We start from the raw sequence: 25,696 nt of genomic DNA on the forward strand, positions 1-25,696 counted from the left end.
AGGCGTGGTTCTTACACTGGGCCCCCTGGATACCGCTTGCAGGCCACATGCCCCGCCTCCGCACCGCCTTCTTCCTGTCCTGCTGCCTGCTTGCCGCGCCCGCCGTGGCGCAGGAGCGGGTGATCCCGGCGGAGAACGTGCGTCTGGACTACGCGCAGGTGCTGGGCGTGGAGCCGGTGTATCAGACACTGCGGGCGACGCGCACTGAACAGCGTTGCGATGAAGTGCCCGCCTCCAGGGCCGAAGCCGCTGCACCGGAAGCAAAGGACGAGGGTCGCTGGAGCCGGATGGTCAGCTCGGTGCGGGGCTGGTTCGGTGGCGAAGAGGAGCCGGCGCAGTCGCTTCCGGTGACGCTGCCCGCGGTCAAGGTCAATTGCCGCGTCGTGCCCATCGAGCGCGAGTTCCAGCGCCCCATCGCGTACGACGTGGACTACATCTACAAGGGCGTGAAGTACCGCTCGCGACTCGCCGAAGATCCAGGCAACCGCCTGCGCATCCGCATTTCCGTGGCGCCCTATGTGGCGCCGGCCCAGCCCACCGCCAGCGGCCCCTGATTCCGTGCACGGTTGCACACGCAACCGAATCCGTCCTTGCGCTGCGCCGCAGCACATGCGAGCATTCGCGCCCATGAAGATGAACGCACACGCCCATGCTGACAGCGCGGCCCGCCAGGCCTCGAGCATGACGTCGCGTGCCCGTCGACCGGAATCCTGCATCTAGCTGGGTACCCCGGACGTCGTCGCTTGTTCACCGGAACCCAGCCAGAGGCTGGGTTTTTTCGTTTCTGAAGCCCGTTTTGCCACATTCCCGAAACCAGGATGCCGTAATGAAGCACTTCTTGAACACGCAGGACTGGAGCCGCAGCGACCTCGACGCGTTGCTGACGCAGGCCGCCCTCTACAAGCAGAACAAGCTGGGCGACGCGCTGAAGGGCAAGTCCATCGCGCTGGTGTTCTTCAACCCGTCCATGCGCACCCGCACCAGCTTCGAACTGGGCGCGTTCCAGTTGGGCGGCCATGCGGTGGTGCTGCAGCCGGGCAAGGACGCGTGGCCGATCGAGTTCAACCTGGGCACGGTGATGGACGGCGACACCGAGGAGCACATCGCCGAGGTGGCGAAGGTGCTCGGCCGCTACGTGGACCTGATCGGCGTGCGTGCGTTCCCGAAGTTCGTCGACTGGGCGTACGACCGCGAAGACATCGTGCTGAAGTCGTTCGCCAAGTATTCGCCGGTGCCGGTGATCAACATGGAGACGATCACCCATCCCTGCCAGGAACTGGCGCATGCGCTGGCACTGCAGGAACACTTCGGCACGTCCGACCTGCGCGGCAAGAAGTACGTGCTCACCTGGACCTACCACCCCAAGCCGTTGAACACCGCCGTCGCCAACTCGGCGCTGACCATCGCCACGCGCATGGGCATGGACGTGACCCTGCTGTGCCCCACGCCGGACTACGTGCTCGATGAGCGCTACATGGGCTGGGCCGAACAGAATGTCGCCGAGAGTGGCGGTTCGCTCAAGGTCAGCCACGACATCGACAGCGCCTACGCCGGCGCCGACGTGGTGTACGCGAAGAGCTGGGGCGCGCTGCCGTTCTTCGGCAACTGGGAGCCGGAGAAGCCGATCCGCGACCAGTACCAGCACTTCATCGTCGACGAGCGGAAGATGGCGTTGACCAACAACGGCGTCTTCAGCCACTGCCTGCCGCTGCGCCGCAACGTCAAGGCCACCGATGGCGTGATGGACTCGCCGCAGTGCATCGCCATCGACGAAGCCGAGAACCGCCTGCACGTGCAGAAGGCCATCATGGCGGCATTGATCAAGTAGACGGGTCCTGGCCCGCCGCTTCTATTCAGACACCACGTCATCACGGCGGGCCGAGGCCCGCCCTACGAGAACACCACAATGACCACTCCCCACGAATCCAAAGACATCGTCCTCGCCTTTTCCGGCGGCCTCGACACCAGCTTCTGCGTGCCCTACCTGAAGGAGCGCGGCTGGAACGTGCACACCGTGTTCGCCGATACCGGTGGCGTGGACGCGGAAGAGCGCGCCTTCATCGAGCAGCGCGCCGCCGAACTGGGCGTGGCCAGCCACGTCACCGTCGATGGCGGTCCCGCCATCTGGGACGGCTTCGTCAAGCCGTTCGTGTGGGCGGGCGAGGGTTACCAGGGCCAGTACCCGCTGCTGGTGTCCGACCGTTACCTGATCGTCGACGCGGCGCTGAAGCGTGCCGCCGAGCTGGGCACCAATGCCATCGCACACGGCTGCACCGGCATGGGCAACGACCAGGTGCGCTTCGACCTGGCGGTGAAGTCGCAGGGCGACTACCGCATCGTGGCGCCGATCCGCGAGATCCAGAAGGAACACACGCAGACGCGCGCCTACGAACAGGCCTACCTGGAAGAACGTGGATTCGGCGTGCGCGCCAAGCAGAAGAGCTACACCATCAACGAGAACCTGCTGGGCCTGACCATGTCCGGCGGTGAGATCGACACATGGTCCGCGCCCGGTGAAGGCGCGCGCGGCTGGTGCGCACCGCGCGCCGAATGGCCGGTGGAACCGCTGCGGGTGACGATCGGCTTCAAGCACGGCGAAGCAGTCAGCCTGGACGGCCAGTCAGTCGCCGGCGCTGCGCTGCTGGCAAAGTTGAACGCGCTGTTCGCACCCTACGGCGTGGGCCGTGGCGTATACACCGGCGACACCGTGATCGGCCTGAAGGGCCGCATCGTGTACGAAGCGCCGGGCTTGATCTCGCTGCTGGCCGCGCACCGCGCGCTGGAAGAGACGGTGCTGACCAAGCAGCAGAACCGCTTCAAGCCCGACGTCGCGCGCAAGTGGGTGGAGCTGGTGTACGAAGGCTTCTACCACGATCCGCTGAAGGCCGATCTGGAAGCCTTCCTGCAGTCCTCGCAGTCCACGGTCAACGGCGAAGTCGTACTGGAAACACGCGGCGGCCGCGTCGACGCGGTGGCGGTGAAGTCGCCGCACATCCTCAACGCCAAGGGCGCGACGTACGCGCAGTCGGCCGACTGGGGCGTGGAAGAGGCCGAAGGCTTTATCAAGCTGTTCGGCATGAGCTCGACCCTGTGGGCAGAGATCAACCGCAGCTGATCGCAGACAGGACACCCGCATGACCGATCTGCTCTCCAGCACCCTGCGCCATCTCGAGGCACTGGTGTCGTTCGATACCCGCAACCCGCCGCGCGACATCGGCACGGACGGGATCTTCGACTACCTGCGCGCGCAGCTGCCGGACTTCCGCATCGAGGTGACCGACCACGGCGCCGGCGCGGTGTCGTTCTTCGCCGTGCGCGGACAGCCGAAGCGGGTGTTCAACGTGCACCTGGATACGGTGCCGTCGTCGCCGGCGTGGAGCGCCAGTCCGCACGTGCTGCGCATCGAGGGCGATCGGGCCATCGGCCTGGGCGCGTGCGACATCAAGGGCGCGGCGGCCGCGCTGGTCGCGGCGGCACAAGTGACGCAGGGCGATGCGGCTTTTCTGTTCACGACCGACGAGGAAGCGAACGATGCGCGCTGCATCGCCGCCTTCCTGGCGCGCGACCATGGTTTCGGCGAGGCGATCATCGCCGAGCCGACCCGCTGCGAAGCGGTGCTCGCGCACCGCGGTATCAGCGCGGTGCGCATGGCGTTCAAGGGACAGGCGGGCCATGCGTCGGCCGAGAACGCGCTGTCGCTGAGCGCGCTGCACAACGCGATGCGCTGGGGCACGACCGCGCTGGATTTCGTGCAGGACCAGCATCACCTGCGCTTCGGCGGATTGACTGGGCTGCGCTTCAACATCGGACGGGTCGAGGGCGGCATCAAGGCCAACATGATCGCGCCCAGCGCGGAAGTCCGGTTCGGCTTCCGACCGTTGCCGTCGCAGGACCTGGACCAGTTGCATGCCACGTTCCGCGGCTTCGCCAATGCCGATGCGCTGGCCGAGTACGAGGAGACCTTCCGCGGCCCGTCGCTGCCGTCGGGCGATGTCGCGCGTGCTGAAGAGCGTCGCCTGGCCGCGCGTGATCTCGCCGACGAACTCGGGTTGCCGATCGGCAACGCGGTGGACTTCTGGACCGAGGCTTCGCTGTTCTCGGCCGCTGGCCTGACGGCCTTCGTCTACGGTCCCGGCGATATCGCGCAGGCGCATACCGCCGATGAGTGGGTGCCGCTGGATCAGTTGCAGCGATATGCCGACAGCGTGGTCAGGATCCTCCAGTAATCCCATGGGGCGGGCCTTGGCCCGCCGTGCACACCCGATGAGGCGGCGGGCCCAGGCCCGCCCTACACAAGCAAGAAGACATGGAATCGAACAAGCAAACCCGCCAGACCATCATCCGCCTGCTGTCCAGCATGGGCAGCGCGAAGGAGATCTCGCAGTACGTCAAGCGCTTCTCACAGCTGGACGCCAAGCGCTTCGCCGTGGTCAAGGTCGGCGGCGCGGTGCTGCGCGACGACCTGGAAGCGCTGACGTCCTCGCTGACCTTCCTGCAGGAAGTCGGCCTGACGCCGATCGTCGTGCACGGTGCGGGCCCGCAGCTGGATGAAGAGATGACCGCCGCCGGCATCACCAAGCAGACCGTCAACGGCCTGCGCGTGACCACGCCCGAGGTGCTGGCGATCGTGCGCAAGGTGTTCCTGCAGCAGAACCTGGCGCTGGTGGAGGCGCTTCAACAGCTGGGGGCGCGCGCCACCTCGATTGTCTCCGGCGTGTTCGAGGCCGAGTACAAGGACCAGGCCACCTACGGATTGGTCGGCGACGTCACCCGCATCAACCAGTCGCCGATCGAGGCCAGCCTGAAGGCCGGCTCGATTCCGGTGATCGCCAGCATGGGCGAAACCATCGGCGGCCAGATCCTCAACATCAACGCCGACTTCGCCGCCAACGAGCTGGTGCAGGTGCTGCAGCCGTACAAGATCATCTTCCTGACCGGCACCGGTGGCCTGCTCGACGCAGAGGGCAGGGTGATCGATTCGATCAACCTGTCCACCGAGTACGACGAACTGATGGCGCAGCCGTGGATCAACGGCGGCATGCGGGTGAAGATCGAACAGATCAAGGACCTGCTGGACCGCCTGCCGCTGACCTCGTCGGTGTCGATCACCAAGCCTGCCGAGCTGGCCAAGGAGCTGTTCACCCATCGCGGTTCCGGCACGCTGGTGCGCCGCGGCGAGCGCGTGCTGCGCTTCGGCAACGGCTGGGACGGCGTGGACCTGCCGCGCCTCAAGACGCTGATCGAATCCAGCTTCGGCCGCACGCTGCTGCCGGACTATTTCGAGCGCACCACGCCGTACCGCGTCTACATCAGCGAGAACTACCGCACCGCGCTGATTCTCACGCAGGAAGAAGGATTCGCCTACCTCGACAAGTTCGCCGTGCTGGACGACGCGCAGGGCGAGGGCCTGGGTCGCGCGGTCTGGCACGTGATGCGCGAGGAGAATCCGCAGCTGTTCTGGCGCTCGCGCCACAACAATCAGGTCAACATCTTCTACTACGCCGAATCCGACGGCTGCTACAAGCAGGAGAAGTGGAAGGTGTTCTGGTACGGCATCGAGGATTTCGGCGACATCGAACGCTGCGTCGCGCATTGCCGCACGCGGCTGCCGACGCTGAAGGACTGACATGGCCGCCGATGCGCTTCCCGCCGACTGGCAACAGGTTCCCGTCCTGACGGGCCGCCATGCGCGCCTGGTGCCGATGTCGCGCGATCACGTCGACGGCGTGCGCGCAGCGTTGGCGGGTGACGCGCTGGCCGCCTTGTGGTTCACCAGCGTGCCGAAGGCCGATGAGGCGGCGAACTACGTCGATGCGGTGCTGGCGGCGCAGGGCGAGGGTCGTGTGCTGCCTTTCGTGGTGCTGGATGCGAACGGTCGCGTAGTCGGAAGCACCCGCTACTACGGCATGGAAGCGGACGTGCCCAAGCTCAGCATCGGCTACACCTGGTATGCGCCGGACGTGCAGCGCACCGCCATCAATACCGAAACCAAGCTGCTGTTGCTCACGCATGCGTTCGAAACGCTCGCTTGCATCAGCGTGGTATTCGAGACCAGCTGGTTCAACCAGCGCTCGCGCGCCGCCATCGCACGCCTGGGCGCCAAACAGGACGGCGTGCTGCGCAACCACAAGCGTCATGCCGACGGTTCACCGCGCGATACCGTCATTTTCTCCATTGTCGACAGCGAATGGCCCGCAGTGAAACGCGACTTGCAGGCCAAGCTGGCGCAGCACGAACAGGATTCCCCATGAGCAGCAAGAGGACCGTCGGCATCGTCGGCGCCCGCGGCCATACCGGTGCGGAGCTGATCCGCCTGATCGCCCGCCATCCGCAGCTTGAACTGGCCTTCGTGTCCTCGCGCGAGTTGGCGGGGCAGAAGGTCAGCGACCATATCGCCGGGTTCGTCGGCGACCTGCGCTACGAGAACCTCAGCCACGACCAGGTCGGTGGCAAGGGCGCGGACGCCGTGATCCTGGCGCTGCCCAACGGCAAGGCCGCCGAGCTGGTCGCTGCCATCGACGCACAGGCGCCCGACACCGTCGTGGTCGACCTGTCCGCGGATTACCGCTTTGACGAGCACTGGTACTACGGCCTGCCCGAACTGACCCGTCAGAAATATGCCGGCGAGAAGCGCATCAGCAATCCGGGCTGCTACGCCACTGCCATGCAGCTGGCCATCGCGCCGCCGCTCGATCGCCTGGCGGGGCCGCCGCAGTGCTTCGGCGTGTCGGGCTATTCCGGTGCGGGCACGTCGCCTTCCGACAAGAACAACACCGAGCTGCTGCGCGACAACCTGATGCCGTACGCGCTGACCGACCACATGCACGAGCGCGAGGTCAGCCGGCAGCTCCGCGTGCCGGTCGAGTTCATGCCGCATGTGGCGCCGCATTTCCGCGGCATCACCATGACGGTCAACCTGTGGTTGCAGCAGGCGATGAAGATCGACGACGTCCGCGCGCTGTATCGCGAACGCTACGCCACCGAGCCGCTGGTCCACATTCTCGACGAAGCGCCGTGGGTCAGCCGGATCGCCGGCCGGCACGGCGTGGAGATCGGCGGTTTCACGCTGGCGCCCGGCGGCAAGCGCCTGGTCGTGGTCGCCACCCTCGACAACCTGCTCAAGGGCGCGGCGACGCAGGCGATGCAGAACCTCAATCTGGCGTTCGGCTTCGACGAGCTGGACAGCATTCCGCAGGAGACGGTGGCATGAGCGACCTGTTGTGGCAGAAGCCCGGCGTGGCGGTGGACGCGGAAATCCAGCGCTTCCTCGCCGGCGATGACGTGGTGCTCGACCGCGAGTTCTTCCTGCACGACATCCAGGCCAGCGCCGCGCATGCCGAAGGCCTTCAGCGCGCCGGCATCCTGTCGGGCGACGAACTGGCCGGACTGAAGCGCGAGCTGGCGACGCTGGCCGACGACTTCCGTCGCGGCGACTTTGTGCTGGACGAACGCTTCGAAGACGGCCACTCCGCCATCGAGGCGCGCCTGACCGAGCGCCTCGGCGATGCCGGCCGCAAGATCCACACCGGCCGCAGCCGCAACGACCAGATCCTGGTCGCCACACGCCTGTGGTTGAAGGGGAAGCTGGCGCGCGTGGCCGTGCTGTCGCGCGAGATCGCCAAGGTCGCGCTCGACCGTGCCCAGGCCGAGCGCGACCTGCCGATCCCCGGCTACACGCATATCCAGCGGGCGGTCGTGTCATCGGCCGGCATGTGGTGGGCGGGCTGGGCCGAGGCCTTCATCGACAACACCACGCGTGCGCGCGACACGCTGAAGCTGGTCGACGCCAATCCGCTCGGCACGGCCGCCGGCTACGGCGTCAACCTCAAGCTCGACCGCGAACACACGACCACCGCGCTCGGCTTCGCGCGCATGCAGGTCAGCCCGATCTACGCGCAGCTGTCGCGCGGCAAGTTCGAGCTGGCCGCACTGGAAGCGCTGGGCGGCGCCACCCTGGACCTGCGCCGCATCGCCTGGGATCTGTCGCTGTTCACCAGCGCGGAATTCGGCTTCGTCTCGCTGCCGGCGCAGTACACCACCGGCAGTTCGATCATGCCGAACAAGCGCAATCCCGACGTCATCGAGCTGATGCGCGCGACGCATGCCAGCGTCTCCGCGGCACGCAGCGAGATCGAACAGCTGCTGTCGCTGCCGTCCGGATACCACCGCGACCTGCAGGCCAGCAAGGGCGCGATCTTCCACGGCTTCGGGCGCGGCCTGCCGGCGCTGGAGCTGCTGCCTGCGTTGCTGGCGAATCTGGAATGGCGCGAGGACCGGCTGCGCGCCGGCATCGACTCCGGCATGTATGCCACCGATGTCGCGGTCGAGGCGGCGGTCGCGGGCGTGCCGTTCCGCGAAGCCTACAAGGCCGCAGCGGCCTCCGCCGACAGCGCAGGGCAGGGCCGCACACCGGAAGGCAGCCTCGCCGCGCGCGTGTCGCCCGGTGCGGCCGCGGACCTGCGCCTGGACGAACTGCTCGCCCGCTGGGACGCGCTGTGACGCGCTACCTCGTCATGGCGATGCGTCGTCCGTCATTCGATGAGGCGGTGATCGCGCCGCATCTCGCGTTCCTCGACGAGCTGCGCGCTGCCGGGCAACTGGAAATGACCGGCGGCTTCAGCGACAGGACCGGTGGCGCCTACGTGCTCGTCAACGTCGCGTCGCTGGACGAGGCGCAAGCGATCGCAGCGCGCGATCCCCTGGCGCTGACCGGCACCTCCGACCTCACCGTCCACGAGTGGAACACACGCTGAGCTGACCCGATGACCCTCGCCACGCCGCCGCCGTTCTCCGAACAACCGTTGCCGGCCTGGCGTCGCGCCGTGCTCAAGGTGGGCAGCAGCCTGCTGGCGGCCGAGGGCGAGGGACTCAGTCCGCGCCACGCGCTGAACCTGGCGCAGTTCGTGTCGTCCAGCATCGCCGCCGGACGCGAGGTGGTGATCGTGTCGTCCGGCGCGGTGGCGGCGGGACGCGGCCTGCTGCATCGCAAACCGCAGGCCGGCGTGGCGATGGCGGAACGGCAGGCGCTGGCAGCGCTGGGGCAGGCGCAGTTGATCGCGCTGTGGCAGCGCTTCTTCGACCGTCCGGTGGCGCAGGTGCTGCTGACCCATGACGACCTGCGCAACCGCCGCCGCTACCTCAACGCACGCGCCACGCTGCAGGAACTGCTGGCGCTGGGCGCGTTGCCGGTGATCAACGAGAACGACACCGTCTCCGTCGACGAGCTCAAGCTCGGCGACAACGACAACCTGGCCGCGGTCGTCGCCGCGCTGATCGACGCCGATGCGCTGTTCATCGCCACCGACATCGACGGTTTCTACACCGCCAACCCGCGCACGCACGCCGACGCGCAGCCGATCCTCGACGTGGAGGCGCTGACGCCGGCGTTCTTCGCCATGGCCGGCGGCGCCGGCAGCGGTGTCGGCACCGGCGGCATGCACACCAAGCTGGAAGCGGCGGCCAAGGCGGCGGCGGCCGGCATCGAGACCTTCCTGTTCAACGGCACGCAAGCGGCGACGCTGTCGGCGCTGTCGCGTGGTGCGTTGCTCGGCACGCGCTTTCGCCCGGCGCAGAATCGGCTGGCGGCACGCAAGTACTGGCTGCGCAACGTGCCGGTGGAGGCCGGCGCGATCGTGGTCGATGCCGGTGCGGCTAACGCGATGGGGCAGAAGGGCGCCTCGCTGTTGCCGGGCGGCGTGGCCACGGCCGAGGGCGACTTCCGTCGGGGCGACATGGTCGAGCTGGTGCTGCGCGGCGAAGCCGGCGACCAGCGCATCGCGCGTGGTGTCAGCCAGTACTCGGCGGTCGATATCCGCCGCATCGCGCGGCGTCATTCGCGCGAGATCGAAGCCATCCTCGGTTACACCTACGGCGAAAACGTCGTCCATCGCGACGACCTCGTCCTGGTCTGAGCCCACCCATGGAATCCGCATGACCGGCACCATCACCCAGCAGGCCCTGAAATGCCGCGACGCGGTCCACGCCATCGCGGCGTTGCCGACGGAGGCGAAGAACGCGCTGCTGCGCGCGATGGCTGATGCGTTGCTGGCCGACGAGCCTGCAATCCTGGCCGCCAATGCGCGCGACCTCGAGGCGGCGTCGGCGAAAGGCATTGGCAGCGCCATGCTGGACCGCCTGCGGCTGGATACGGCACGCCTGCAGGGCATCGCCGCCGCCGTGCTCGAGGTGGCGGACCTGCCGGATCCGGTCGGGCAGGTGACGCGCGCCTACGACCGGCCCAATGGTATCCACGTGGAACGTGTGCGCGTGCCGCTCGGCGTGATCGCGATGATCTACGAGGCCCGCCCGAACGTCACCGCGGACGCGGCGGCGCTGTGCCTGAAGGCCGGCAACGCGGTGATCCTTCGCGGTGGGTCGGAAGCGATCCATTCCAATACGGCCATCGCGGTGTCGCTGAAGCGCGCCCTGCGCGGGGCCGGCCTGCCGGAGGCGGTGCTGACGCTGGTCGAGGACCTGCGTCGCGAGACCATCCTGGAACTGATCCAGCTCAGCGACGTGATCGACCTCGTCATCCCGCGCGGCGGCGAAGGGCTGATCCGCTTCGTCGCGGAACACGCGCGCGTGCCGGTGATCAAGCATTACAAGGGCGTCTGCCACCAGTATGTGGACGCGGGGGCGGACGAGGATCTGGCGCTGGCCTTGTTGCTGGACGGCAAGGTGTCGCGGCCGTCGGCCTGCAACTCGCTGGAGACACTACTGGTACATCGCGATCTCGCGGCGACGTTCCTGCCGCGTGCGGCCGAGGCACTGCGTGCGCGCGGTGTCGAGATTCGTGCGGACGAGGTGGCCCGGGGGCTGATGCCGGGCGCAGTTACCGCGACGGAAGAGGATTTCGCCGCCGAGTTCCTCGATCTGGTGATCGCGGTCGGCGTGGTGGACGATCTGGATGCCGCCATCGCCCATATCCGTCGCTACACGTCGGATCACACCGAGGTCATCGTCACTCGCGATCCTGTGCATGCGGAGACATTCCTCAACGCACTGCGATCAGCAGTGGTGATGGTCAATGCTTCGTCACGCTTCTCGGACGGCGGCGAGCTGGGCCTGGGTGCGGAGATCGGTATCTCGACGACTCGCCTGCATTCTTACGGCCCGATGGGGTTGGAGGCGCTGACGGTGGAGAGATTTGTAGTGCGTGGGGAGGGGCAGGTGCGGCATCCGGATCTGCTGGAGTGAAATTGTCTGGCGCGTCCCAAAGTCGCGCTTTGCAGACTAACGTCAATTTATGGTCTTACGATCTTCTTTAGAGTTTAATCGCGGCTAGAGAACATGGGGAGATCGAATAATGTCTGGAGTCTTTAGGCGGGAAGCTGAGACTGACTTTCTCGTCAAAGCAGATCAGCGGATGCTTCAAAGTGATTCGTTTTCGCAGATGATGCTTATCATGGAGTTACTCCATGAGGCGGCGGGGAAAGAATTTTATGCGGCCCAGGTATTTCTAATCGAAAAGTACACGCAGTGGGAAGTTGATCCGGTGATGTCAATCCGGCGAGACGCTGCGTTATTGCTTCTTGAGTCGAAAGTAAAAAAGCACGAAGCCGCTGGGAAGGCTTCCCGTATTTGCCAATCGATGGCTACTTCTTCCAGTATTTCGGATCCCTTCACATCTTCAGGGGCTCAGCACTCTGCTGCAGTTCCAGTGAACGATCTCCATCGTCTCTCGGCATGCCCGCCCGCTGAGGCGCAGTGTCCCGCTTGTAGCAAGAAGATGCGCATTAGCTCGGGAACGCATCGTCGAAACATTTTCTGTGTGTACTGCTCTCACGAGTACTCGGTTGGCTCATAACATTCATGCATGGACTGCAAGTCTTCGTGGGTTTGGGTTGAACCGAGTGAAGCCCTACATTGAAAACGCATAAGTTGTGGGACGAAGTGAAGCCCAGCATCGATGCGCGGACATCTCTTGGCGTTGGGGGTTCGCAAGCTCACCCAACCTATGGCCTGCCTATATATTGCTGGCATCCTGCGGTGCCACGTAGTTCAGGATGAAAAAGCCGGTTCCATCTTCGGTAAACTGGTCAAAGCGAAATTTGATTTGGACACCCTGATTGATCCAAGTTGCTTCGAGTGTAAATGGCTCTTTGTTGCTAGAGCTGATCGGTGTGCCATATTTAGCGGTAAGGCTAGCCAGCAGTCTGCGTGCAACTGACCTGGCCATTCCTCCGGTTGGATTGTCTACTGGCCTCAGAAAGATTCTGTCGAGCTTCGCCTCCTTGAAATAGAAGGTCGCGTTGAAGTCGAGATCTACGATTTGAAAGCCTGTGTATTCAAGCAGCCCTTCCAATCCACCCCTGAGAGTTGAAGGCTTGGTTGGAGTGCTGACGCCGGGTATTTGCTTACGTACCTGCTCAATGGAGGAGCCGGCTTTTACATCGCGCCACATCACCTGAGCATGGGCGTTAAAGCAAGCGGCTAATGCTAGAAGCATAACAATGCTTCGCAAGGTGCACCCGCTTTGAGTCAGTGTCGTGCGGATGATAGCGACGCTTAGGAAGCAAAGCTAAGTAGAGGTTGCCGTTTGCTTACACAGTGCGTACACGAAAAAACCGCCACTGGGGCGGTTTCGTCGTAACACACTGAATCTATTGGTCGGGGAGACAGGATTCGAACCTGCGACCTCTACGTCCCGAACGTAGCGCTCTACCAGACTGAGCTACACCCCGACTGAGCGCGAAATTATAGGGGGGTGACCCGGCCCGGGCAAGCCCCCGGCAGGTTCCGCCAACGAAAGTTAGGCAAGCGGGCTGGGAAAGGCTGCGGCGGATACGCCAACGAAAGTAAAATGCGCCGTTCACGAACGCCGGAGTGTCCCTTGATCAAGCCCCGTACCCCGCCTGGCGTCATGGAGCTGCTCCCGCGTGAGCAGATCGCCTTCCAGCGCATGCTGGACACCATCCGCCGGAACTACGAGCGCTTCGGCTTCCTGCCGGTGGAAACCCCGGTCTTCGAACTGTCCGAGACCCTGCTGACCAAGTCCGGCGGCGAGACCGAACGCCAGGTCTACTTCGTCCAGTCCACCGGCGCCCTCGCCAAAGAGGGCGAAGGCCTGCCCGAACTGGCGCTGCGCTTCGACCTGACCGTGCCACTGGCCCGCTACGTGGCCGAGCACGAACACGAACTGACCTTCCCGTTCCGCCGCTACCAGATCCAGCGCGTCTACCGCGGCGAGCGCGCCCAGCGCGGCCGCTTCCGCGAGTTCTACCAGTGCGACATCGACGTGATCGGCAAGGACGCGCTGAGCGTGCGCTTCGATGCCGAGATCCTGGCGGTGATCCACGCGGTCTTCAGCGAACTGGGCATCGGCGCGTTCACCATCCAGTTGAACAACCGCAAGCTGATGCGCGGCTTCTTCGAAGCCCAGGGCGTCACCGATAGCGAGCAGCAGGCGCTGGTGCTGCGCGAGGTCGACAAGCTGGACAAGCGTGGCGCCGATTACGTGCGCGAGACGCTGACCGGCGAAGGCTTCGGCATGTCGGTCGAAGGCGTGGACCGCATCCTCGATTTCGTCGCCGTGCGCAGCACCGGCCATGCCGATGCGCTGGCGAAGCTCGATGCGCTGGGGCAGGGCAGCGACACCTTCAACCAGGGCATCGCCGAACTGCGCGAAGTGCTGGAACTGGTCAAGGCGCTGGGCGTGCCGGAGGACGCGTACTGCCTGAACTTCTCCATCGCCCGCGGCCTGGATTACTACACCGGCACCGTCTACGAGACCCAGCTGGACGGCTACCCGCAGATCGGTTCCATCTGTTCCGGCGGCCGCTACGAAGACCTCGCCAGCCACTACACCAAGTCCAAGCTGCCGGGCGTCGGCATTTCCATCGGCCTGACCCGCCTGTTCTGGCAGCTGCGCGAAGCCGGCCTGATCGCCGGCAGCGACGAAAGCAGCGTGCAGGCCATGGTCGCGTTGATGGACGACGGCCAGCTGGCCGGTTCGCTCGACATCGCGCGCCGCCTGCGCGCGGCGGGCATCAACACCGAAGTGCAGATGGAAAGCCGCAAGCTGGCCAAGCAGTTCCAGTACGCGTCGCGTGCCGGCATCCGCTTCGTGGTGCTGGCGGGCGAGGACGAACTCGCCCGTGGCGTGGTGACGGTCAAGGACCTGCAGCGCGAGCAGCAGTTCGAAGTGACGCGCGAGGAGCTGGCCAGCAGCCTGAAGGTCGAACTGGAACAGGCGCGTGCCCTGGCGGGGCGCTGACATGAAACCAATCCTGCTGGATGGCAAATCCCTCACCCGCGACCGGCTGGTCGAGATCGCCTTCGGCGCCAGTGTCGAGTTGGACAAGGGCGCGCTGAAGAACGTTGCCCGTGCGGCCGACTTCCTGGCCGAACAGGTCCGTCGCGAAGAGCCGATCTACGGCGTCTCCACCGGCTTCGGCAGCAACGCCGACAAGCTGCTCGGCGCGCATCCGCTGCGCGACGAACTGCCGGGCGCGACGAAGTCCGGGCGTTCGCTGCACGAGGAACTGCAGTACAACCTGATCGTCACCCATGCCGTGTGCGTGGGCGAACCGATGGCGCCGGAGATCGTCCGCGCCATGCTCGGCATCCGCATCAACACGCTGCTGAAGGGCCACTCCGGCATCCGCGTGGAGACGCTGCAGGCGCTGGCCGCCATGCTCAATGCCGGCGTCGTGCCGGTGGTGCCGTCGCTGGGCTCGGTCGGCGCCTCCGGCGACCTGGCGCCGCTGTCGCACCTGGCCATCGTGCTGCTCGGTGGTGGCGAAGCGTTCTACGAAGGCGAGCGCATCGCCGGTGCCGACGCGCTGAAGCGTGCCGGCCTGTCGCCGGTCGCGCTGTCGTACAAGGAAGGCCTGGCGCTCAACAACGGCACCGCGCAGATGCTGGCGATGGGCGTGCTGGCCACCTACCGGCTGGACCAGTTGCTGGATACCGCCGATCTCGCGGCCGCGATGACCATCGACGCCTTCGCCGGTCGCCTGGGCGCGTTCGCCGAGGAAGTGCATGCGCTGCGGCCGCATCCGGGCCAGGTGCACGTCGCCGCGCGCCTGCGCGAGCTGCTGGACGGCTCGACGCTGGCCGACATCCCGTACCACCTGGTGCCGAAGTTCCGGCCCTGGCTGCCGCGCAGCTGGGACACCGCCGAGGCGCAGGCGCTGCGCTTCGATATCGGGTGGGACTGGGTGCCGACCGACCAGCGCCACGGCCGCGAGAAGTTCTACGGCCGCTTCATGCCGTTCCGCGGCGGCAAGAAGCACCAGCCGCAGGACAGCTACTCGCTGCGCTGCATTCCGCAGGTGCACGGCGCCGTGCGCGATGCGGTCGAGCAGGCCAAGCGCGTGCTGGAGATCGAACTCAATGCCGTCACCGACAACCCGCTGGTGTTCCCCGACAAGCAGGCCGAGCACGTCGAAGAGCAGGTGATCTCGGCCGGCCATTTCCACGGCATGCCGCTGGCGCTGGCGATGAGCTACGTGAAGGCGGCCATCCCGACGCTGGCGTCGATCTCCGAGCGCCGCCTCAACAAGCTGGTTGATCCGGCCACCAACGACGGCCTGCCGGCGTTCCTGATCGGCAACGAGGACGGCACCGAGTCGGGCCACATGATCGTGCAGTACTCCGCGGCGGCCATCGTCAACGACCTCGCCAGCCGCGCGCATCCGGCCAGCGTGTTCTCGGTGCCGACCAGCGCGAACGCGGAAGACCATGTGTCGATGGGCGCCAACGAAGCCCGCCACGTGCTGGCGATGGTGCAGGACCTGGGCAAGGTGCTGGCGCTGGAGCTGTACACCGCCGCGCAGGCGCTCGACCTGCGCCGCGACATGATCAATGCGGCGCGTGCGCTGTCGGATCGCACGGATGCGGAAGGTCTCGCCGCGAAGGTGTCCGGTGGCCCGTCGGCAGGTGTGGAAGGACGCGACGCGTTCCTGGCCGAAGTCGATGCGCTGCGGAACGCGCTGGCGTCCAGCGAGGCGTTCCATCCGGGCCATGCGGTCGCGGCCGCGCACGCGGCGATCCGCGCGAAGATCCCGTTCCTGGACCGCGACCGCGCCCTGGATGGCGAAGTCGCCACCGCCGTGCGGCTGGTCGAATCGGGCGAGATCCTGGCCGCGGTCCGCAATCGCTGAAAGACATAAGTGGTAGGTGTGGGAGCGACGTAAGTCGCGAGCTTTTGAAGCTATCGCGACTTACGTCGCTCCCACACCTGACATCCCGAGCGCTACAAAGTCCTTACGCAGTCGCGTCCCTCGGCCTTGGCGGCATACAGCGCCTGGTCGGCCACCTGCAGCGCCGACTCCAGGCTGTCGCGGGCTTCCAGGTCGACGCAGTGCACGCCGATGCTCGCGGAGACCGCAATCTCCAGGTCGCCGCTGCGGCACGGATTCGCGCGCAAGGCCTGACGCAGTTCCTCGGCGACCACGCTGGCTTCGCCCAGGCCCATGCCGGGCAGGGCGGCGATGAACTCCTCGCCGCCGAACCGGGCCAGCAGTGCGCCGTGCGGGCGCAGCGTTTCGGCCAGCGTGTTCGAGGTGCAGCGCAGGCAGTCGTCGCCGACCAGGTGGCCGTAGGTGTCGTTGATGCGCTTGAAGTGGTCCAGGTCGATCATCAGCAGCGAGATCGGGCGTTGCGTGTTGCGCGACTGCGACAGCAGGTGCTCGAACGCCTCGCGGAAATGCGTGCGGTTGTAGAGGTCGGTCAGGCCGTCGAGCCGGCTGGATTCGCGCAGCCGGTGGTGTGCGCTCTCCAGTTCCGACATCGCCTGCCGCAGTTCGCCGGTCCGCGCGACGACCTGCGCTTCCAGCGAAGTCTTCGCATCGCGCACGATGCGCTCGTTCTCGTTGCGCAGGGCGGCGTAGCGGTAGCCCAGGGCCACCGACAGCAGCAGCATCTCCAGCGCCGAGCCGATCTGCACGCCGTACTCGGTGATGAAGGTCTTCGGCAGCAGGCCGAATGCCAGCGCCACGAAGATGCCGGTGCCGAGCAGGAACATCGCCCACGCCAGCAGGAACACCTTGGCGGGCCGGTAGCCGGTACGCACCACCATCAGCGTAATGACCGCGATCCACACGATGCTGGGGAATACCGCCGCCGAGGCGATCGGCGTGGCCACGTGGTAGGGCAGCTGGGTGGCGGCGATGCCCAACAGCACGAAGAACGCGATGATGCCCTTGCTGATGCGGTCGCCCAGCCGCCATCGCCTGTTGAGGTCGAGGAAGGTACGCGAAAACTGCTGCATGCCGATCTGCGCCAGGCAGACCGAGAGCGGTACCGACTTGTCCGCCAGCCAGGTGGAATGCGGCCACAGGTATTCGAAGCCCAGGCCGTTGAGGGTGAACAGCACCAGCCCGAAGGCGCTGATGTGGAACAGGTACCAGAAGTAGCTGCCGTCGCGCAGCACCAGCCACAGCACCAGGTTGTAGAAGAACAGCGCCAGCAGGATGCCGTAGTAGATGCCGATACCCAATTGGCCGTCGCGCGACAGTTCGGCGAACGCGGCAGGGGTGTAGAGAAACAGCGGCACCTGCATCGAACTCTGGCTCTGCACGCGCACCAGCAGGTCGACCTCTTCGCCGGTCGGCAGGTCGAGCCAGAAGTTGGGGTGGCGGTAGTGGATGCTGCGCTGTTCGAACGGGAAGGTGTCGCCGCCGGCGTGGTGCACGGTGCGGCCGTCCGGATAGCGGGCATACACGTCGATGCGGTCGCTCAACGCGTATTGCTGCACCAGCAGCCAGCGCTGCTCGCGCGGATTCTCGTTGGTCACACGAGCATGGAACCAGAACGCGCCGGTCTGGAAGCCGAAGGAGGCGTCGCCATTGGGCAGCGGCTCGAAGCGGCCGCCGTCGAGCAAGCGGTGCGCTTCGTCCAGCGTTGCCGTGCCAGCGGCGTCGTGCAGGTAGCTGGTCTGCGGCGCGAGGGGCAGGTAGGTGGTGTCGTGGGTGATGCGCGCCGACGTCTCGGCGACTGCCAGCACTGGAACGAACAGAAGCAGCACGAGCCAGCCCGCCAGTGCGGCACCCGTGAGCAGCGAGTTGCGTGGTGGTGGCATGCCCGTCCCCCCCGGGGTGTCCTTGGGGCCGCCGGGATTTCCGGTCCGGCATTCAGGGTTCCTTGGCAGTGTACTCATCGTCCCTGTCCACTCCGGTCCATCGCGTGCTGTCCTGTCCAAGACAACGCAAGCGGGGCCTGTATCCAGACAAGGTGATCCGGTGAGGACAGGTTGACGCACCGCCGTAATCGGACTAATGTAATAGCGTGTTAATACATTGGATTGGTTCCCGCCGATGAAACGTCGTTCGACCCATGAGGATTCGGAAACCGCGACCGGTCCGCTGCTGGCGTTGTCCGAGGCCCTGGCTGCGCTGGGGCAGGCGGGCGAGGTAAGGGCCTTTCTCGAAGACCTCTGCACCCCGGCGGAACTGGAAGCCATGTCCGACCGCTGGCGGGTCGTGCCCTTGCTGCTGAAGGGCGTGCCGTACCGCGAGATCCACGACCTGACCCAGGTCAGCGTGACCACCATCGGCCGTGTCGCCCGCACGCTGGAACGCGGTGCCGGGGGCTACGCCGCCGCCGTCCAGCGCCAGCAGGCCGCGACGCCTTCCGCTTCCCACTGAGTTTTCCCATGAGTCCCTCCCTGACCCCCGCGACGCGCGAGCGCCTGCGTATCGCCATCCAGAAGAGCGGGCGGCTGGCCGAGCCGGCGCGCACGCTGCTGGCCGCCTGCGGCCTGAGCTGGCGCGAAAGCCGCGACAAGCTGTTCTGCTACGGCGAATCCCTGCCGGTCGACCTGCTGCTGGTGCGCGACGACGACATCCCCGGCCTGATCGCCGACGGCGTCTGCGACTTCGGCATCGTCGGCCGCAACGAGCTGGACGAGCAGGCCGGCGAACGCGCACTCAACGGCTTGCCGCAGGCGTATCGCGAACTGCGTCCGCTGGGCTTCGGCAGCTGCCGGCTGATGCTGGCGATCCCCGACAGCTGGGAGTGGACGGGTCCGGAGCAACTGCAGGGCCTGCGCATCGCGACCAGCTATCCGGCCGTCCTGCGGCAGTGGCTGCAGGCGCGCGGCATCGACGCGGCAGTGGTCGAGCTGTCCGGCTCGGTCGAGATCGCGCCGAAGCTGGGCACCGCTGACCTGATCTGCGATCTGGTCTCCAGCGGCGCCACGCTGGCGGCGAACCAGCTGAAGCCGGTGGAGACGCTGCTGGACAGTGAAGCGGTGCTGGCCGGCCCGGCGCGCGAATTCGACGACGCCCGCGCCGGCCTGGCCGACATGCTGCTGCGTCGCCTGGATGGCGTGTTGAAGTTGAAGGACAGCAAGCTGCTGATGTTCCGCGCCGAGCGCGACACGGTGCCCGCGCTGTCGCGCCTGCTGACCGACAGCGAAGGCCTGGTGACGCTGCCGGGTGGCGAAGATGGTCCGCTGTCGCTGCAGGCGATGTGCCACGGCGCAGTCACCTGGCAGCGGCTGGAAGAACTGCAGCGTGCCGGTGCGCAGGGCCTGATGGTGCTGTCGGTCGAGAGGTCGCTGGCATGAGCGCATCGCCCGCTCCCGTGTACGACTGGGCCGTGCTGGACGAAGCTGCGCGGGCATCGTTGCTCGCGCGTCCGGTACAGGCGGTCGCGCAGCGCACCCGTGAGTCGGTCGCTGCCCTGCTGGTCGATGTGCAGGTCCGTGGCGATCTTGCGCTCCGTGAGGTGACGCAACGGTTCGATGGTGTCGACCTCAGCGCCTTCGAAGTGAGCGAGGAAGAATTCGCCGCCGCGCACACCGCCGTGCCTGCCGACTTGCGCGAGGCGATGCAGCAGGCGGCCGAGCGCATCGAGATGTTCCACCGCGCCGGCATGGCGCAGCCCTACGCGGTGGAAACCGCGCCGGGCGTGGTGTGCGAGCGGATGATCCTGCCGATTCCACGCGTGGGGTTGTATGTGCCCGCCGGCAGCGCACCGTTGCCGTCGACGGCGTTGATGCTGGGCGTGCCATCGCGCCTGGCGGGCTGCCGCGAGGTGGTGCTGTGCACGCCGCCCCGCAAGGACGGCACCGCCGATCCGGCGGTGCTGGTCGCCGCGCAGCTGACCGGCGTACGCCGCGTATTCAAGCTCGGTGGCGCGCAGGCGATCGCCGCGATGGCGTTCGGTACCGAGAGCGTGCCGGCCTGCGACAAGTTGTTCGGTCCCGGCAACAGCTACGTGACGGAAGCCAAGCAGCAGGTCGCGCAGGCCGGGGCCGCCGCCATCGACATGCCGGCAGGTCCGTCGGAAGTGCTGGTGATCGCCGATGCGGGTGCGGACGCGGCCTTTGTCGCCGCCGACCTGCTGTCGCAGGCCGAGCATGGTCCGGACTCGCAGGTGCTGCTGTTGTCCGACGACGAGAGTCTGATTGAACGCGTGCAGGCCGAACTGGTCGCGCAACTCGCTCTGCTGGACCGCGCCGACATCGCGCGACAGGCGCTGTCGGCGTCGCGCTTGGTCAAGGTCGCATCGTTGGATGACGCCTTTTCCATCAGCAACCGCTATGCGCCGGAACACCTGATCCTTGCGCTGCGCGATGCGCGTGCCTGGCTGGGTCGCGTGGAGGCGGCAGGTTCCGTGTTCCTCGGCGATTACACGCCGGAAGCGCTGGGCGACTACTGCAGCGGCACCAATCACGTGCTGCCGACCAGTGGCGCGGCGCGTGCGTACAGCGGTGTCAGCGTGGCCAGCTTCCAGAATTTCGTCAGCGTGCAGTCGGCCAGCCGTGCCGGCATCGCCGCCATCGGCGACTGCGCGTTGACGCTGGCGCGTGCAGAGGGGCTGGACGCCCACGCCAACGCCGTCGCGCTGCGCCTGCGCAAGGCGGCCGCATGAGCAGCGTCCTTTCGCTCGTACGCCCGGACCTGCGCGATTTCGCTGGCTACAAATCCGCGCGCAGTGAAGCCTTGCGTGGCGACGTGTGGTTGAACGCCAACGAGTCCGCGTGGGCCAATCCCGCTGACGCGGAAGGGCGCAGCCGCCGCTATCCCGATCCGCAACCACCAGCCTTGCGCGCGCGGCTGGCACAGCTCTACGGCGTGACGCCGGAACAGCTGCTGGTCGGCCGCGGCAGCGACGAGGCCATCGACCTGCTGGTGCGCGCGTTGTGCGTGCCGGGGCAGGACGCCATCGTGGTGACGCCGCCAGTGTTCGGCATGTACGCGGTTTGTGCACGCCTGCAAGGCGCGCGCATCGTCGAGGTCCCATTGGTCGATGAGGAGACCGGCTTCGTCGCCGATCTCGACGCCATCCGCGAGGCGGCACTGGGGCAGGGTGCCAAGCTCGTGTTCCTGTGCTCGCCGTCGAATCCGGCCGGATCGGCCATTCCGCTCGACGCCATCGCGGCGCTGGCCCGTGCTCTGGAAGGCAAAGCGCTGGTGGTCGTGGACGAAGCCTATGGCGAGTTCGCCGACAGTGCGTCTGCGACCACATTGCTGGCGGCGCATGCCAACATCGCCGTGCTGCGGACCTTGTCCAAGGCCCATGCGCTGGCGGCCGCACGCATCGGCGTGGTGATCGGCGATGCCGACCTGGTTGCCGTGCTGCAGCGCTGCCAGGCGCCGTATCCGGTACCGACGCCCTGCGCCGATCTCGCCCTCGACGGTCTGTCCGATGCCGCACTGGCGCAGACCCGCGAACGGGTGGCGCTGGTACGCAGCGAGCGCGAGCGGCTGCTGCCCGCGCTGCAGCGCAGCCCGGGCGTCCGCCGCGTGTATCCGTCGCAGGGCAACTATCTGCTGGCGCGCTTCGACGATGCCGAGCGTGCCTTCCGCACGCTGCTCGCCGCCGGTGTCGTGGTCCGCGACCAGCGCGCCGCACCGCAACTGGGCGATGCGCTGCGCATCACCGTCGGTTCGCCATCCCAGAACGACCGCGTCATCGCGGCCCTCGACGCGCAGGAGCAGGCCGCGTGACGCCGATTCTTTTCATCGATCGCGACGGCACCCTGATCGAGGAGCCGGAAGACTTCCAGATCGACGCGTACGAGAAAGTGCGCTTCGTCGCCGGTGTCATTCCGGCGTTGCTGAAGCTGCGCGACGCCGGCTACCAGTTCGTCATCGTCAGCAACCAGGACGGGCTGGGCAGCGAGCAGTACCCGCGCGCCAGTTTCGATGGTCCGCAGGCGTTGATGATGCAGGTGTTCGAAAGCCAGGGTATCCGCTTCCGCGAGGTGCTGATCGACGAAAGCTGGCCGCACGAGAACAAGCCCACGCGCAAGCCGGGTATCGGCCTGATGGTCCCGTACTTGCAGGACCGTAGCATCGACTGGTCGCGCTCGGGCATGGTCGGCGACCGGCCGACCGACATCCAGTTTGCCGACAACCTGAAGATCCGCGGCTTCCAGCTGAAGACCGCGCAGTTCGGCGGCGAGTGGGACTGGGCCGGCATCGCGCACGAACTGGCGGATGCGCCGCGTCGCGCGGTGGTCCAGCGCAACACCAAGGAAACGAAGATCCGCGTCGAAGTGGATCTCGATCGCGTGGCCGAGCCCGTCGCGAAGACCGGCCTGCCGTTCTTCGACCACATGCTGGAACAGATCGGCAAGCATGGCGGCTTCGCGCTCGACGTGCGCGCCGATGGCGACCTGCACATCGACGAACACCACACCGTCGAGGATACAGGCCTCGCGTTGGGCCAGGCATTGAAGGAAGCGCTGGGCGACAAGCGTGGGATCGGCCGCTACGGCTTCACCCTGCCGATGGACGAGACGCTGGCGAGCGCCGCGCTTGATTTCAGCGGGCGGCCGTACTTCGTCTTCAGCGGTGAATTCAAGCGCGAGCGCGTCGGCGACCTGCCGACCGAGCTGGTGCCCCATTTCTTCCGTTCGCTCTGCGATGCCTCCGGCCTGAACCTCAACCTGAAGGTGGAAGGCGACAACGACCACCACAAGGTCGAAGCCAGCTTCAAGGCGCTGGCGCGTGCGCTGCGCCAGGCGGTGAAGCGCGAAGGCGCGGAACTGCCCACGACCAAGGGTGCGCTCTGATGAAGGTCGTGCTGGTCGATGCCGGTGGCTCCAACATCGGTTCGGTGCGTTACGCTTTGCAGCGTCTTGGCGTGGAGGCGGAACTGACCGGTGATGCCACGGCGATCCGCAGCGCGGACCGGGTGATCCTGCCCGGTGTCGGCGCGGCGGCCGTGTGCATGGCACGTCTCAACGAACTGGATCTTGTCGCTACGCTGCGCACACTTGAGGCTCCGCTGCTGGGCGTCTGCGTCGGCGTGCAGTTGCTGTTCGCGCATTCCGAGGAAGACGACACGCCGTGCCTGGGTCTGCTGCCTGGCCGCGTCCGCAAACTGCCCTCGGCAGCGGGCATTCGCGTGCCGCACATGGGCTGGAACACGCTGCAACGACATCGCGCCAGTTCATTGGTCGATGGTATCGCCGATGGCGACCATGCCTACTTCGTGCACAGCTATGCCGCACGCGTCGACGACGACAGCGTGTGTAGCAGCGAACATGGCCAGCGCTTCGCCGCCGTCGTGCAGCGTGGCAACGTGGCCGGCGCGCAGTTCCATCCGGAACGTTCCGGTGCGGTGGGCGCGCGACTGCTGAAGAATTTCATCGAGTACGGACTGCAATGACCGGTTTCACCGTTTATCCCGCCATCGACGTGCGCGATGGCCGTGTCGTGCGCCTGGCGCAGGGCGACTACGCGCGCGAAACGCGCTACGAAGGCGCACCGCTGGACGTGGCCTTGCGCTACGCCGTGCAGGGCGCCGAATGGCTGCATCTGGTCGACCTGGACGCCGCGCGTGCAGGTGGCTACACACTGGCACCACTGTTGGCCGACATCGCGCGCCACACCCCGCTGAAGGTGCAGACCGGCGGCGGTGTGCGCGAGCGTGATGATGTGGCGCGCATTCTGGATGCTGGCGCGGATCGCGTGGTCATCGGCTCGCTGTCCGTGCGCGAGCCCGAGACGGTGCTGGCGTGGCTGGCCGAGTTCGGCAGCGACCGCATCACCGTCGCGCTCGACACGCGCCGCGACGACACGGGGGTCTGGCGCCTGCCGGTGCATGGCTGGACCGAGACGGCATCCGAAACGCTGGACGAACTCGCCACGCGTTACGCTGCGGCCGGCCTGAGCCACCTGTTGAGTACCGATATCGCGCGCGATGGCATGCTGACCGGTCCCAACCTGGACCTCTATGCCCATCTGCGCAACACCGTGCCGGCATTGGCGGTGCAGGCCTCGGGCGGCGTCAGCGCCGTGACCGACGTGGGCGGTGCACGCGCAGCGGGTTGCGCCGGCATCGTGCTGGGGCGTGCATTGCTGGAAGGTCGCTTCACGCTGCCGGAGGCGCTGGCATGCTGAGCCGGCGCATCATCCCGTGCCTGGACGTGCGCGAGGGACGCGTGGTCAAGGGCGTGAAGTTCCGCGACCACGTGGATATGGGTGATATCGCCGACTTGGCGCTGCGGTACCGCGACGAGGGCGCGGACGAACTGGTGTTCTACGACATCAGCGCCAGTCCCGAAGGACGTTCGGTGGACTACGCCTGGATCGAGCGGGTATCGCGCCTGCTCGACATCCCATTTTGCGTCGCCGGCGGCATCCGCGATGTCGAGACGGCACGACGGGTGCTCTACAGCGGTGCCGACAAGGTCTCGGTCAATACGCCGGCACTGGAGCGCCCCGCGCTGATCGGTGAACTGGCCCAGGCCTTCGGCGTGCAATGCGTGGTGGTCGGCGTCGATTCGATCCTCGAGGCCGATGGCGAGTGGCGTGTTCGCCGCTACACCGGCGATCCATCGAAGATGCAGGGCGCCGGGCTAAGGACACTGGACTGGGTGGTGCAGGCGCAGCGGCTAGGCGCTGGCGAGATCGTGCTGAACTGCATGGATCAGGACGGCGTGCGCCGCGGCTACGATCTGGTGCAGCTCAAGGCGATGCGTGCCGTATGCGAGGTGCCGTTGATCGCGTCCGGTGGCGCGGGTGAGGTGGAACACTTCGCGGACGTGTTCGCACAGGCGGACGTGGACGGTGCGTTGGCGGCCAGCGTGTTCCACAGCGGACACATCAGGATTCCCGCGCTGAAGCGCGCATTGGCGGAGCAGGGCATCGAGGTGCGACGTGGCGAATGACAACGAATCCTCCGGTTTCGATCCGGGCCGGCTGGACTGGGACAAGGGCGATGGCCTGTTGCCTGTCGTGGTGCAGGACGCATCGAACCTGCGCGTGCTGATGCTGGGCTACATGAACCGCGAAGCGCTGGAGGCGACGCTCGCCAGCCAGCGGGTGACGTTCTTCAGCCGCAGCAAGCAGCGCCTGTGGACCAAGGGCGAAAGCTCGGGCCATGTGCTGGAACTGGTGTCGGTCGAGACCGATTGCGACCACGACACGCTGCTGGTGCTTGCGCATCCGCAAGGACCAACCTGCCATCTGCAGCGCGCCAGTTGCTTTCCGTCGGCGCCTTCCGCCTTCTTGTCGGACCTGGACGCCCTGGTCGCGCAGCGCGAGCGCGAGCGGCCTGCGGACAGCTATACGACGCGCCTGTTCGAATCCGGTACGCGCCGGATCGCGCAGAAGGTGGGCGAGGAGGGCGTCGAGACCGCCCTTGCGGCGGTGGCACAGGACGAGACTGCCCTGCTCGGCGAAAGCGCGGACCTGCTGTACCACCTGACGGTCCTGCTGCGTTCGCGTGGTCTGTCGCTGGTCGATGCGGTCGACGTGCTGCGCGAGCGCCACGGAGCCTGACGCCTTTG

Annotated in this window: 24 protein-coding genes and 1 tRNA gene; 22 read left to right on the top strand and 3 right to left on the bottom strand. The window is 66.6% G+C overall.

Features of this window, described 5'->3' with window-relative positions; all coding sequences use genetic code 11:
• Positions 1-47 precede the first annotated feature (47 nt).
• The 11 genes from AX730_RS10590 to AX730_RS10640 all read left to right on the top strand — a co-directional run bounded on the left by AX730_RS10590 (position 48) and on the right by AX730_RS10640 (position 11,196).
• Entirely contained in the window at positions 48-554 is a 507-nt protein-coding gene (locus AX730_RS10590) for a hypothetical protein (protein WP_062355962.1), read from the top strand.
• A 272-nt stretch (positions 555-826) separates the two neighbouring features.
• Positions 827-1,828 (top strand): N-acetylornithine carbamoyltransferase, encoded by a 1,002-nt coding sequence (locus AX730_RS10595; RefSeq protein ID WP_062355965.1) that lies wholly within the window; start codon positions 827-829, stop codon positions 1,826-1,828.
• A 78-nt stretch (positions 1,829-1,906) separates the two neighbouring features.
• Positions 1,907-3,115 (top strand): argininosuccinate synthase, encoded by a 1,209-nt coding sequence (locus AX730_RS10600; protein WP_062355967.1) that lies wholly within the window; start codon positions 1,907-1,909, stop codon positions 3,113-3,115.
• Between the two features lie 19 nt (positions 3,116-3,134).
• Positions 3,135-4,226, top strand: a complete 1,092-nt coding sequence (locus tag AX730_RS10605) for an acetylornithine deacetylase (RefSeq protein WP_062355970.1) — start codon at positions 3,135-3,137, stop codon at positions 4,224-4,226.
• Positions 4,227-4,306: 80 nt separating this feature from the next.
• On the top strand, positions 4,307-5,626 hold the full coding sequence (locus AX730_RS10610) for an acetylglutamate kinase (protein WP_062355972.1): 1,320 nt from the start codon (positions 4,307-4,309) through the stop codon (positions 5,624-5,626).
• A gap of 1 nt (position 5,627) precedes the next feature.
• Positions 5,628-6,251, top strand: a complete 624-nt coding sequence (locus AX730_RS10615) for a GNAT family N-acetyltransferase (protein ID WP_062355975.1) — start codon at positions 5,628-5,630, stop codon at positions 6,249-6,251.
• A complete protein-coding gene (argC, locus tag AX730_RS10620; RefSeq protein WP_062355978.1) occupies positions 6,248-7,210 on the top strand; it encodes an N-acetyl-gamma-glutamyl-phosphate reductase in 963 nt (320 codons plus the stop codon). Before AX730_RS10615 ends, argC begins: the two co-directional genes overlap by 4 nt.
• On the top strand, positions 7,207-8,499 hold the full coding sequence (gene argH, locus AX730_RS10625; RefSeq protein WP_062355981.1) for an argininosuccinate lyase: 1,293 nt from the start codon (positions 7,207-7,209) through the stop codon (positions 8,497-8,499). Before argC ends, argH begins: the two co-directional genes overlap by 4 nt.
• Positions 8,500-8,513: 14 nt before the next feature.
• The gene (locus AX730_RS10630; protein WP_083537851.1) at positions 8,514-8,753 is read left to right on the top strand and encodes a YciI family protein; all 240 of its coding nucleotides are present in this window, start codon (positions 8,514-8,516) and stop codon (positions 8,751-8,753) included.
• A gap of 9 nt (positions 8,754-8,762) precedes the next feature.
• Entirely contained in the window at positions 8,763-9,911 is a 1,149-nt protein-coding gene (proB, locus tag AX730_RS10635; protein WP_062355987.1) for a glutamate 5-kinase, read from the top strand.
• A 19-nt stretch (positions 9,912-9,930) separates the two neighbouring features.
• The gene (locus AX730_RS10640) at positions 9,931-11,196 is read left to right on the top strand and encodes a glutamate-5-semialdehyde dehydrogenase (RefSeq protein ID WP_062355990.1); all 1,266 of its coding nucleotides are present in this window, start codon (positions 9,931-9,933) and stop codon (positions 11,194-11,196) included.
• 769 nt (positions 11,197-11,965) lie between these two features.
• Here the strand turns inward: AX730_RS10640 and AX730_RS18865 are convergent.
• A complete protein-coding gene (locus AX730_RS18865; protein ID WP_157074200.1) occupies positions 11,966-12,406 on the bottom strand; it encodes a hypothetical protein in 441 nt (146 codons plus the stop codon).
• 200 nt (positions 12,407-12,606) lie between these two features.
• A tRNA-Pro gene (locus AX730_RS10645) sits at positions 12,607-12,683 on the bottom strand.
• Between the two features lie 149 nt (positions 12,684-12,832).
• On the opposite strand from AX730_RS10645, the gene hisS reads away from it, so the two are divergent.
• Together hisS and AX730_RS10655 are read left to right on the top strand one after the other, a co-directional pair.
• Positions 12,833-14,215, top strand: coding sequence for a histidine--tRNA ligase (gene hisS / locus AX730_RS10650; protein WP_062355993.1), 1,383 nt, complete (start codon positions 12,833-12,835; stop codon positions 14,213-14,215).
• 1 nt (position 14,216) lies between these two features.
• Positions 14,217-16,106: an HAL/PAL/TAL family ammonia-lyase gene (locus AX730_RS10655; protein ID WP_062355996.1), complete on the top strand. Its 1,890-nt coding sequence runs from the start codon at positions 14,217-14,219 to the stop codon at positions 16,104-16,106.
• A 92-nt stretch (positions 16,107-16,198) separates the two neighbouring features.
• On the opposite strand, the gene AX730_RS10660 is transcribed toward AX730_RS10655, so the two are convergent.
• Entirely contained in the window at positions 16,199-18,025 is a 1,827-nt protein-coding gene (locus tag AX730_RS10660; RefSeq protein ID WP_062355999.1) for a sensor domain-containing diguanylate cyclase, read from the bottom strand.
• Positions 18,026-18,260: 235 nt separating this feature from the next.
• Here AX730_RS10660 and AX730_RS10665 point away from each other — a divergent pair, with 235 nt between their 5' ends.
• From AX730_RS10665 to hisIE, 9 genes are read left to right on the top strand one after another with little or no spacing between them, the layout of a single operon-like run.
• Positions 18,261-18,590, top strand: a complete 330-nt coding sequence (locus AX730_RS10665; RefSeq protein WP_062356002.1) for a YerC/YecD family TrpR-related protein — start codon at positions 18,261-18,263, stop codon at positions 18,588-18,590.
• A gap of 8 nt (positions 18,591-18,598) precedes the next feature.
• Positions 18,599-19,513 carry an ATP phosphoribosyltransferase gene (gene hisG, locus AX730_RS10670; RefSeq protein ID WP_062356005.1) on the top strand — a complete coding sequence of 305 codons (915 nt, stop codon included), beginning with the start codon at positions 18,599-18,601 and terminating at the stop codon, positions 19,511-19,513.
• A complete protein-coding gene (gene hisD / locus AX730_RS10675; RefSeq protein ID WP_062356009.1) occupies positions 19,510-20,823 on the top strand; it encodes a histidinol dehydrogenase in 1,314 nt (437 codons plus the stop codon). The genes hisG and hisD overlap by 4 nt, the downstream gene beginning before the upstream one ends.
• Positions 20,820-21,902 carry a histidinol-phosphate transaminase gene (gene hisC / locus AX730_RS10680; protein WP_062356012.1) on the top strand — a complete coding sequence of 361 codons (1,083 nt, stop codon included), beginning with the start codon at positions 20,820-20,822 and terminating at the stop codon, positions 21,900-21,902. The genes hisD and hisC overlap by 4 nt, the downstream gene beginning before the upstream one ends.
• On the top strand, positions 21,899-22,972 hold the full coding sequence (hisB, locus tag AX730_RS10685; RefSeq protein WP_062356015.1) for a bifunctional histidinol-phosphatase/imidazoleglycerol-phosphate dehydratase HisB: 1,074 nt from the start codon (positions 21,899-21,901) through the stop codon (positions 22,970-22,972). The genes hisC and hisB overlap by 4 nt, the downstream gene beginning before the upstream one ends.
• On the top strand, positions 22,972-23,571 hold the full coding sequence (gene hisH, locus AX730_RS10690) for an imidazole glycerol phosphate synthase subunit HisH (protein WP_062356018.1): 600 nt from the start codon (positions 22,972-22,974) through the stop codon (positions 23,569-23,571). The genes hisB and hisH overlap by 1 nt, the downstream gene beginning before the upstream one ends.
• Positions 23,568-24,305 carry a 1-(5-phosphoribosyl)-5-[(5-phosphoribosylamino)methylideneamino]imidazole-4-carboxamide isomerase gene (gene hisA, locus AX730_RS10695; protein WP_062356021.1) on the top strand — a complete coding sequence of 246 codons (738 nt, stop codon included), beginning with the start codon at positions 23,568-23,570 and terminating at the stop codon, positions 24,303-24,305. Before hisH ends, hisA begins: the two co-directional genes overlap by 4 nt.
• Positions 24,299-25,075, top strand: coding sequence for an imidazole glycerol phosphate synthase subunit HisF (gene hisF / locus AX730_RS10700; protein ID WP_062356023.1), 777 nt, complete (start codon positions 24,299-24,301; stop codon positions 25,073-25,075). The genes hisA and hisF overlap by 7 nt, the downstream gene beginning before the upstream one ends.
• A complete protein-coding gene (gene hisIE, locus AX730_RS10705; protein WP_062356025.1) occupies positions 25,065-25,688 on the top strand; it encodes a bifunctional phosphoribosyl-AMP cyclohydrolase/phosphoribosyl-ATP diphosphatase HisIE in 624 nt (207 codons plus the stop codon). The genes hisF and hisIE overlap by 11 nt, the downstream gene beginning before the upstream one ends.
• The last annotated feature ends 8 nt before the right edge of the window (positions 25,689-25,696 follow it).

The sequence above is a fragment of the Pseudoxanthomonas mexicana genome, assembly GCF_001556105.1.
Taxonomy (GTDB): Bacteria; Pseudomonadota; Gammaproteobacteria; order Xanthomonadales; family Xanthomonadaceae; genus Pseudoxanthomonas_A; species Pseudoxanthomonas_A mexicana_A.

Excerpts from the sequence above, each read along its gene's own strand:
- argC (WP_062355978.1), top strand. The coding sequence starts at position 6,248 with ATGAGCAGCAAGAGGACCGTCGGCATCGTCGGCGCCCGCGGCCATACC.
- AX730_RS10610 (WP_062355972.1), top strand. The coding sequence starts at position 4,307 with ATGGAATCGAACAAGCAAACCCGCCAGACCATCATCCGCCTGCTGTCC.
- AX730_RS10615 (WP_062355975.1), top strand. The coding sequence starts at position 5,628 with ATGGCCGCCGATGCGCTTCCCGCCGACTGGCAACAGGTTCCCGTCCTG.
- AX730_RS10590 (WP_062355962.1), top strand. The coding sequence starts at position 48 with ATGCCCCGCCTCCGCACCGCCTTCTTCCTGTCCTGCTGCCTGCTTGCC.
- hisD (WP_062356009.1), top strand. The coding sequence starts at position 19,510 with ATGAGCGCATCGCCCGCTCCCGTGTACGACTGGGCCGTGCTGGACGAA.
- proB (WP_062355987.1), top strand. The coding sequence starts at position 8,763 with ATGACCCTCGCCACGCCGCCGCCGTTCTCCGAACAACCGTTGCCGGCC.
- AX730_RS10630 (WP_083537851.1), top strand. The coding sequence starts at position 8,514 with ATGGCGATGCGTCGTCCGTCATTCGATGAGGCGGTGATCGCGCCGCAT.
- AX730_RS10655 (WP_062355996.1), top strand. The coding sequence starts at position 14,217 with ATGAAACCAATCCTGCTGGATGGCAAATCCCTCACCCGCGACCGGCTG.
- AX730_RS10640 (WP_062355990.1), top strand. The coding sequence starts at position 9,931 with ATGACCGGCACCATCACCCAGCAGGCCCTGAAATGCCGCGACGCGGTC.
- AX730_RS10605 (WP_062355970.1), top strand. The coding sequence starts at position 3,135 with ATGACCGATCTGCTCTCCAGCACCCTGCGCCATCTCGAGGCACTGGTG.
- hisF (WP_062356023.1), top strand. The coding sequence starts at position 24,299 with ATGCTGAGCCGGCGCATCATCCCGTGCCTGGACGTGCGCGAGGGACGC.
- AX730_RS10600 (WP_062355967.1), top strand. The coding sequence starts at position 1,907 with ATGACCACTCCCCACGAATCCAAAGACATCGTCCTCGCCTTTTCCGGC.
- AX730_RS10595 (WP_062355965.1), top strand. The coding sequence starts at position 827 with ATGAAGCACTTCTTGAACACGCAGGACTGGAGCCGCAGCGACCTCGAC.
- hisG (WP_062356005.1), top strand. The coding sequence starts at position 18,599 with ATGAGTCCCTCCCTGACCCCCGCGACGCGCGAGCGCCTGCGTATCGCC.
- hisH (WP_062356018.1), top strand. The coding sequence starts at position 22,972 with ATGAAGGTCGTGCTGGTCGATGCCGGTGGCTCCAACATCGGTTCGGTG.
- hisC (WP_062356012.1), top strand. The coding sequence starts at position 20,820 with ATGAGCAGCGTCCTTTCGCTCGTACGCCCGGACCTGCGCGATTTCGCT.
- AX730_RS10665 (WP_062356002.1), top strand. The coding sequence starts at position 18,261 with ATGAAACGTCGTTCGACCCATGAGGATTCGGAAACCGCGACCGGTCCG.
- hisA (WP_062356021.1), top strand. The coding sequence starts at position 23,568 with ATGACCGGTTTCACCGTTTATCCCGCCATCGACGTGCGCGATGGCCGT.
- AX730_RS10660 (WP_062355999.1), bottom strand. The coding sequence starts at position 18,025 with ATGCCACCACCACGCAACTCGCTGCTCACGGGTGCCGCACTGGCGGGC.
- argH (WP_062355981.1), top strand. The coding sequence starts at position 7,207 with ATGAGCGACCTGTTGTGGCAGAAGCCCGGCGTGGCGGTGGACGCGGAA.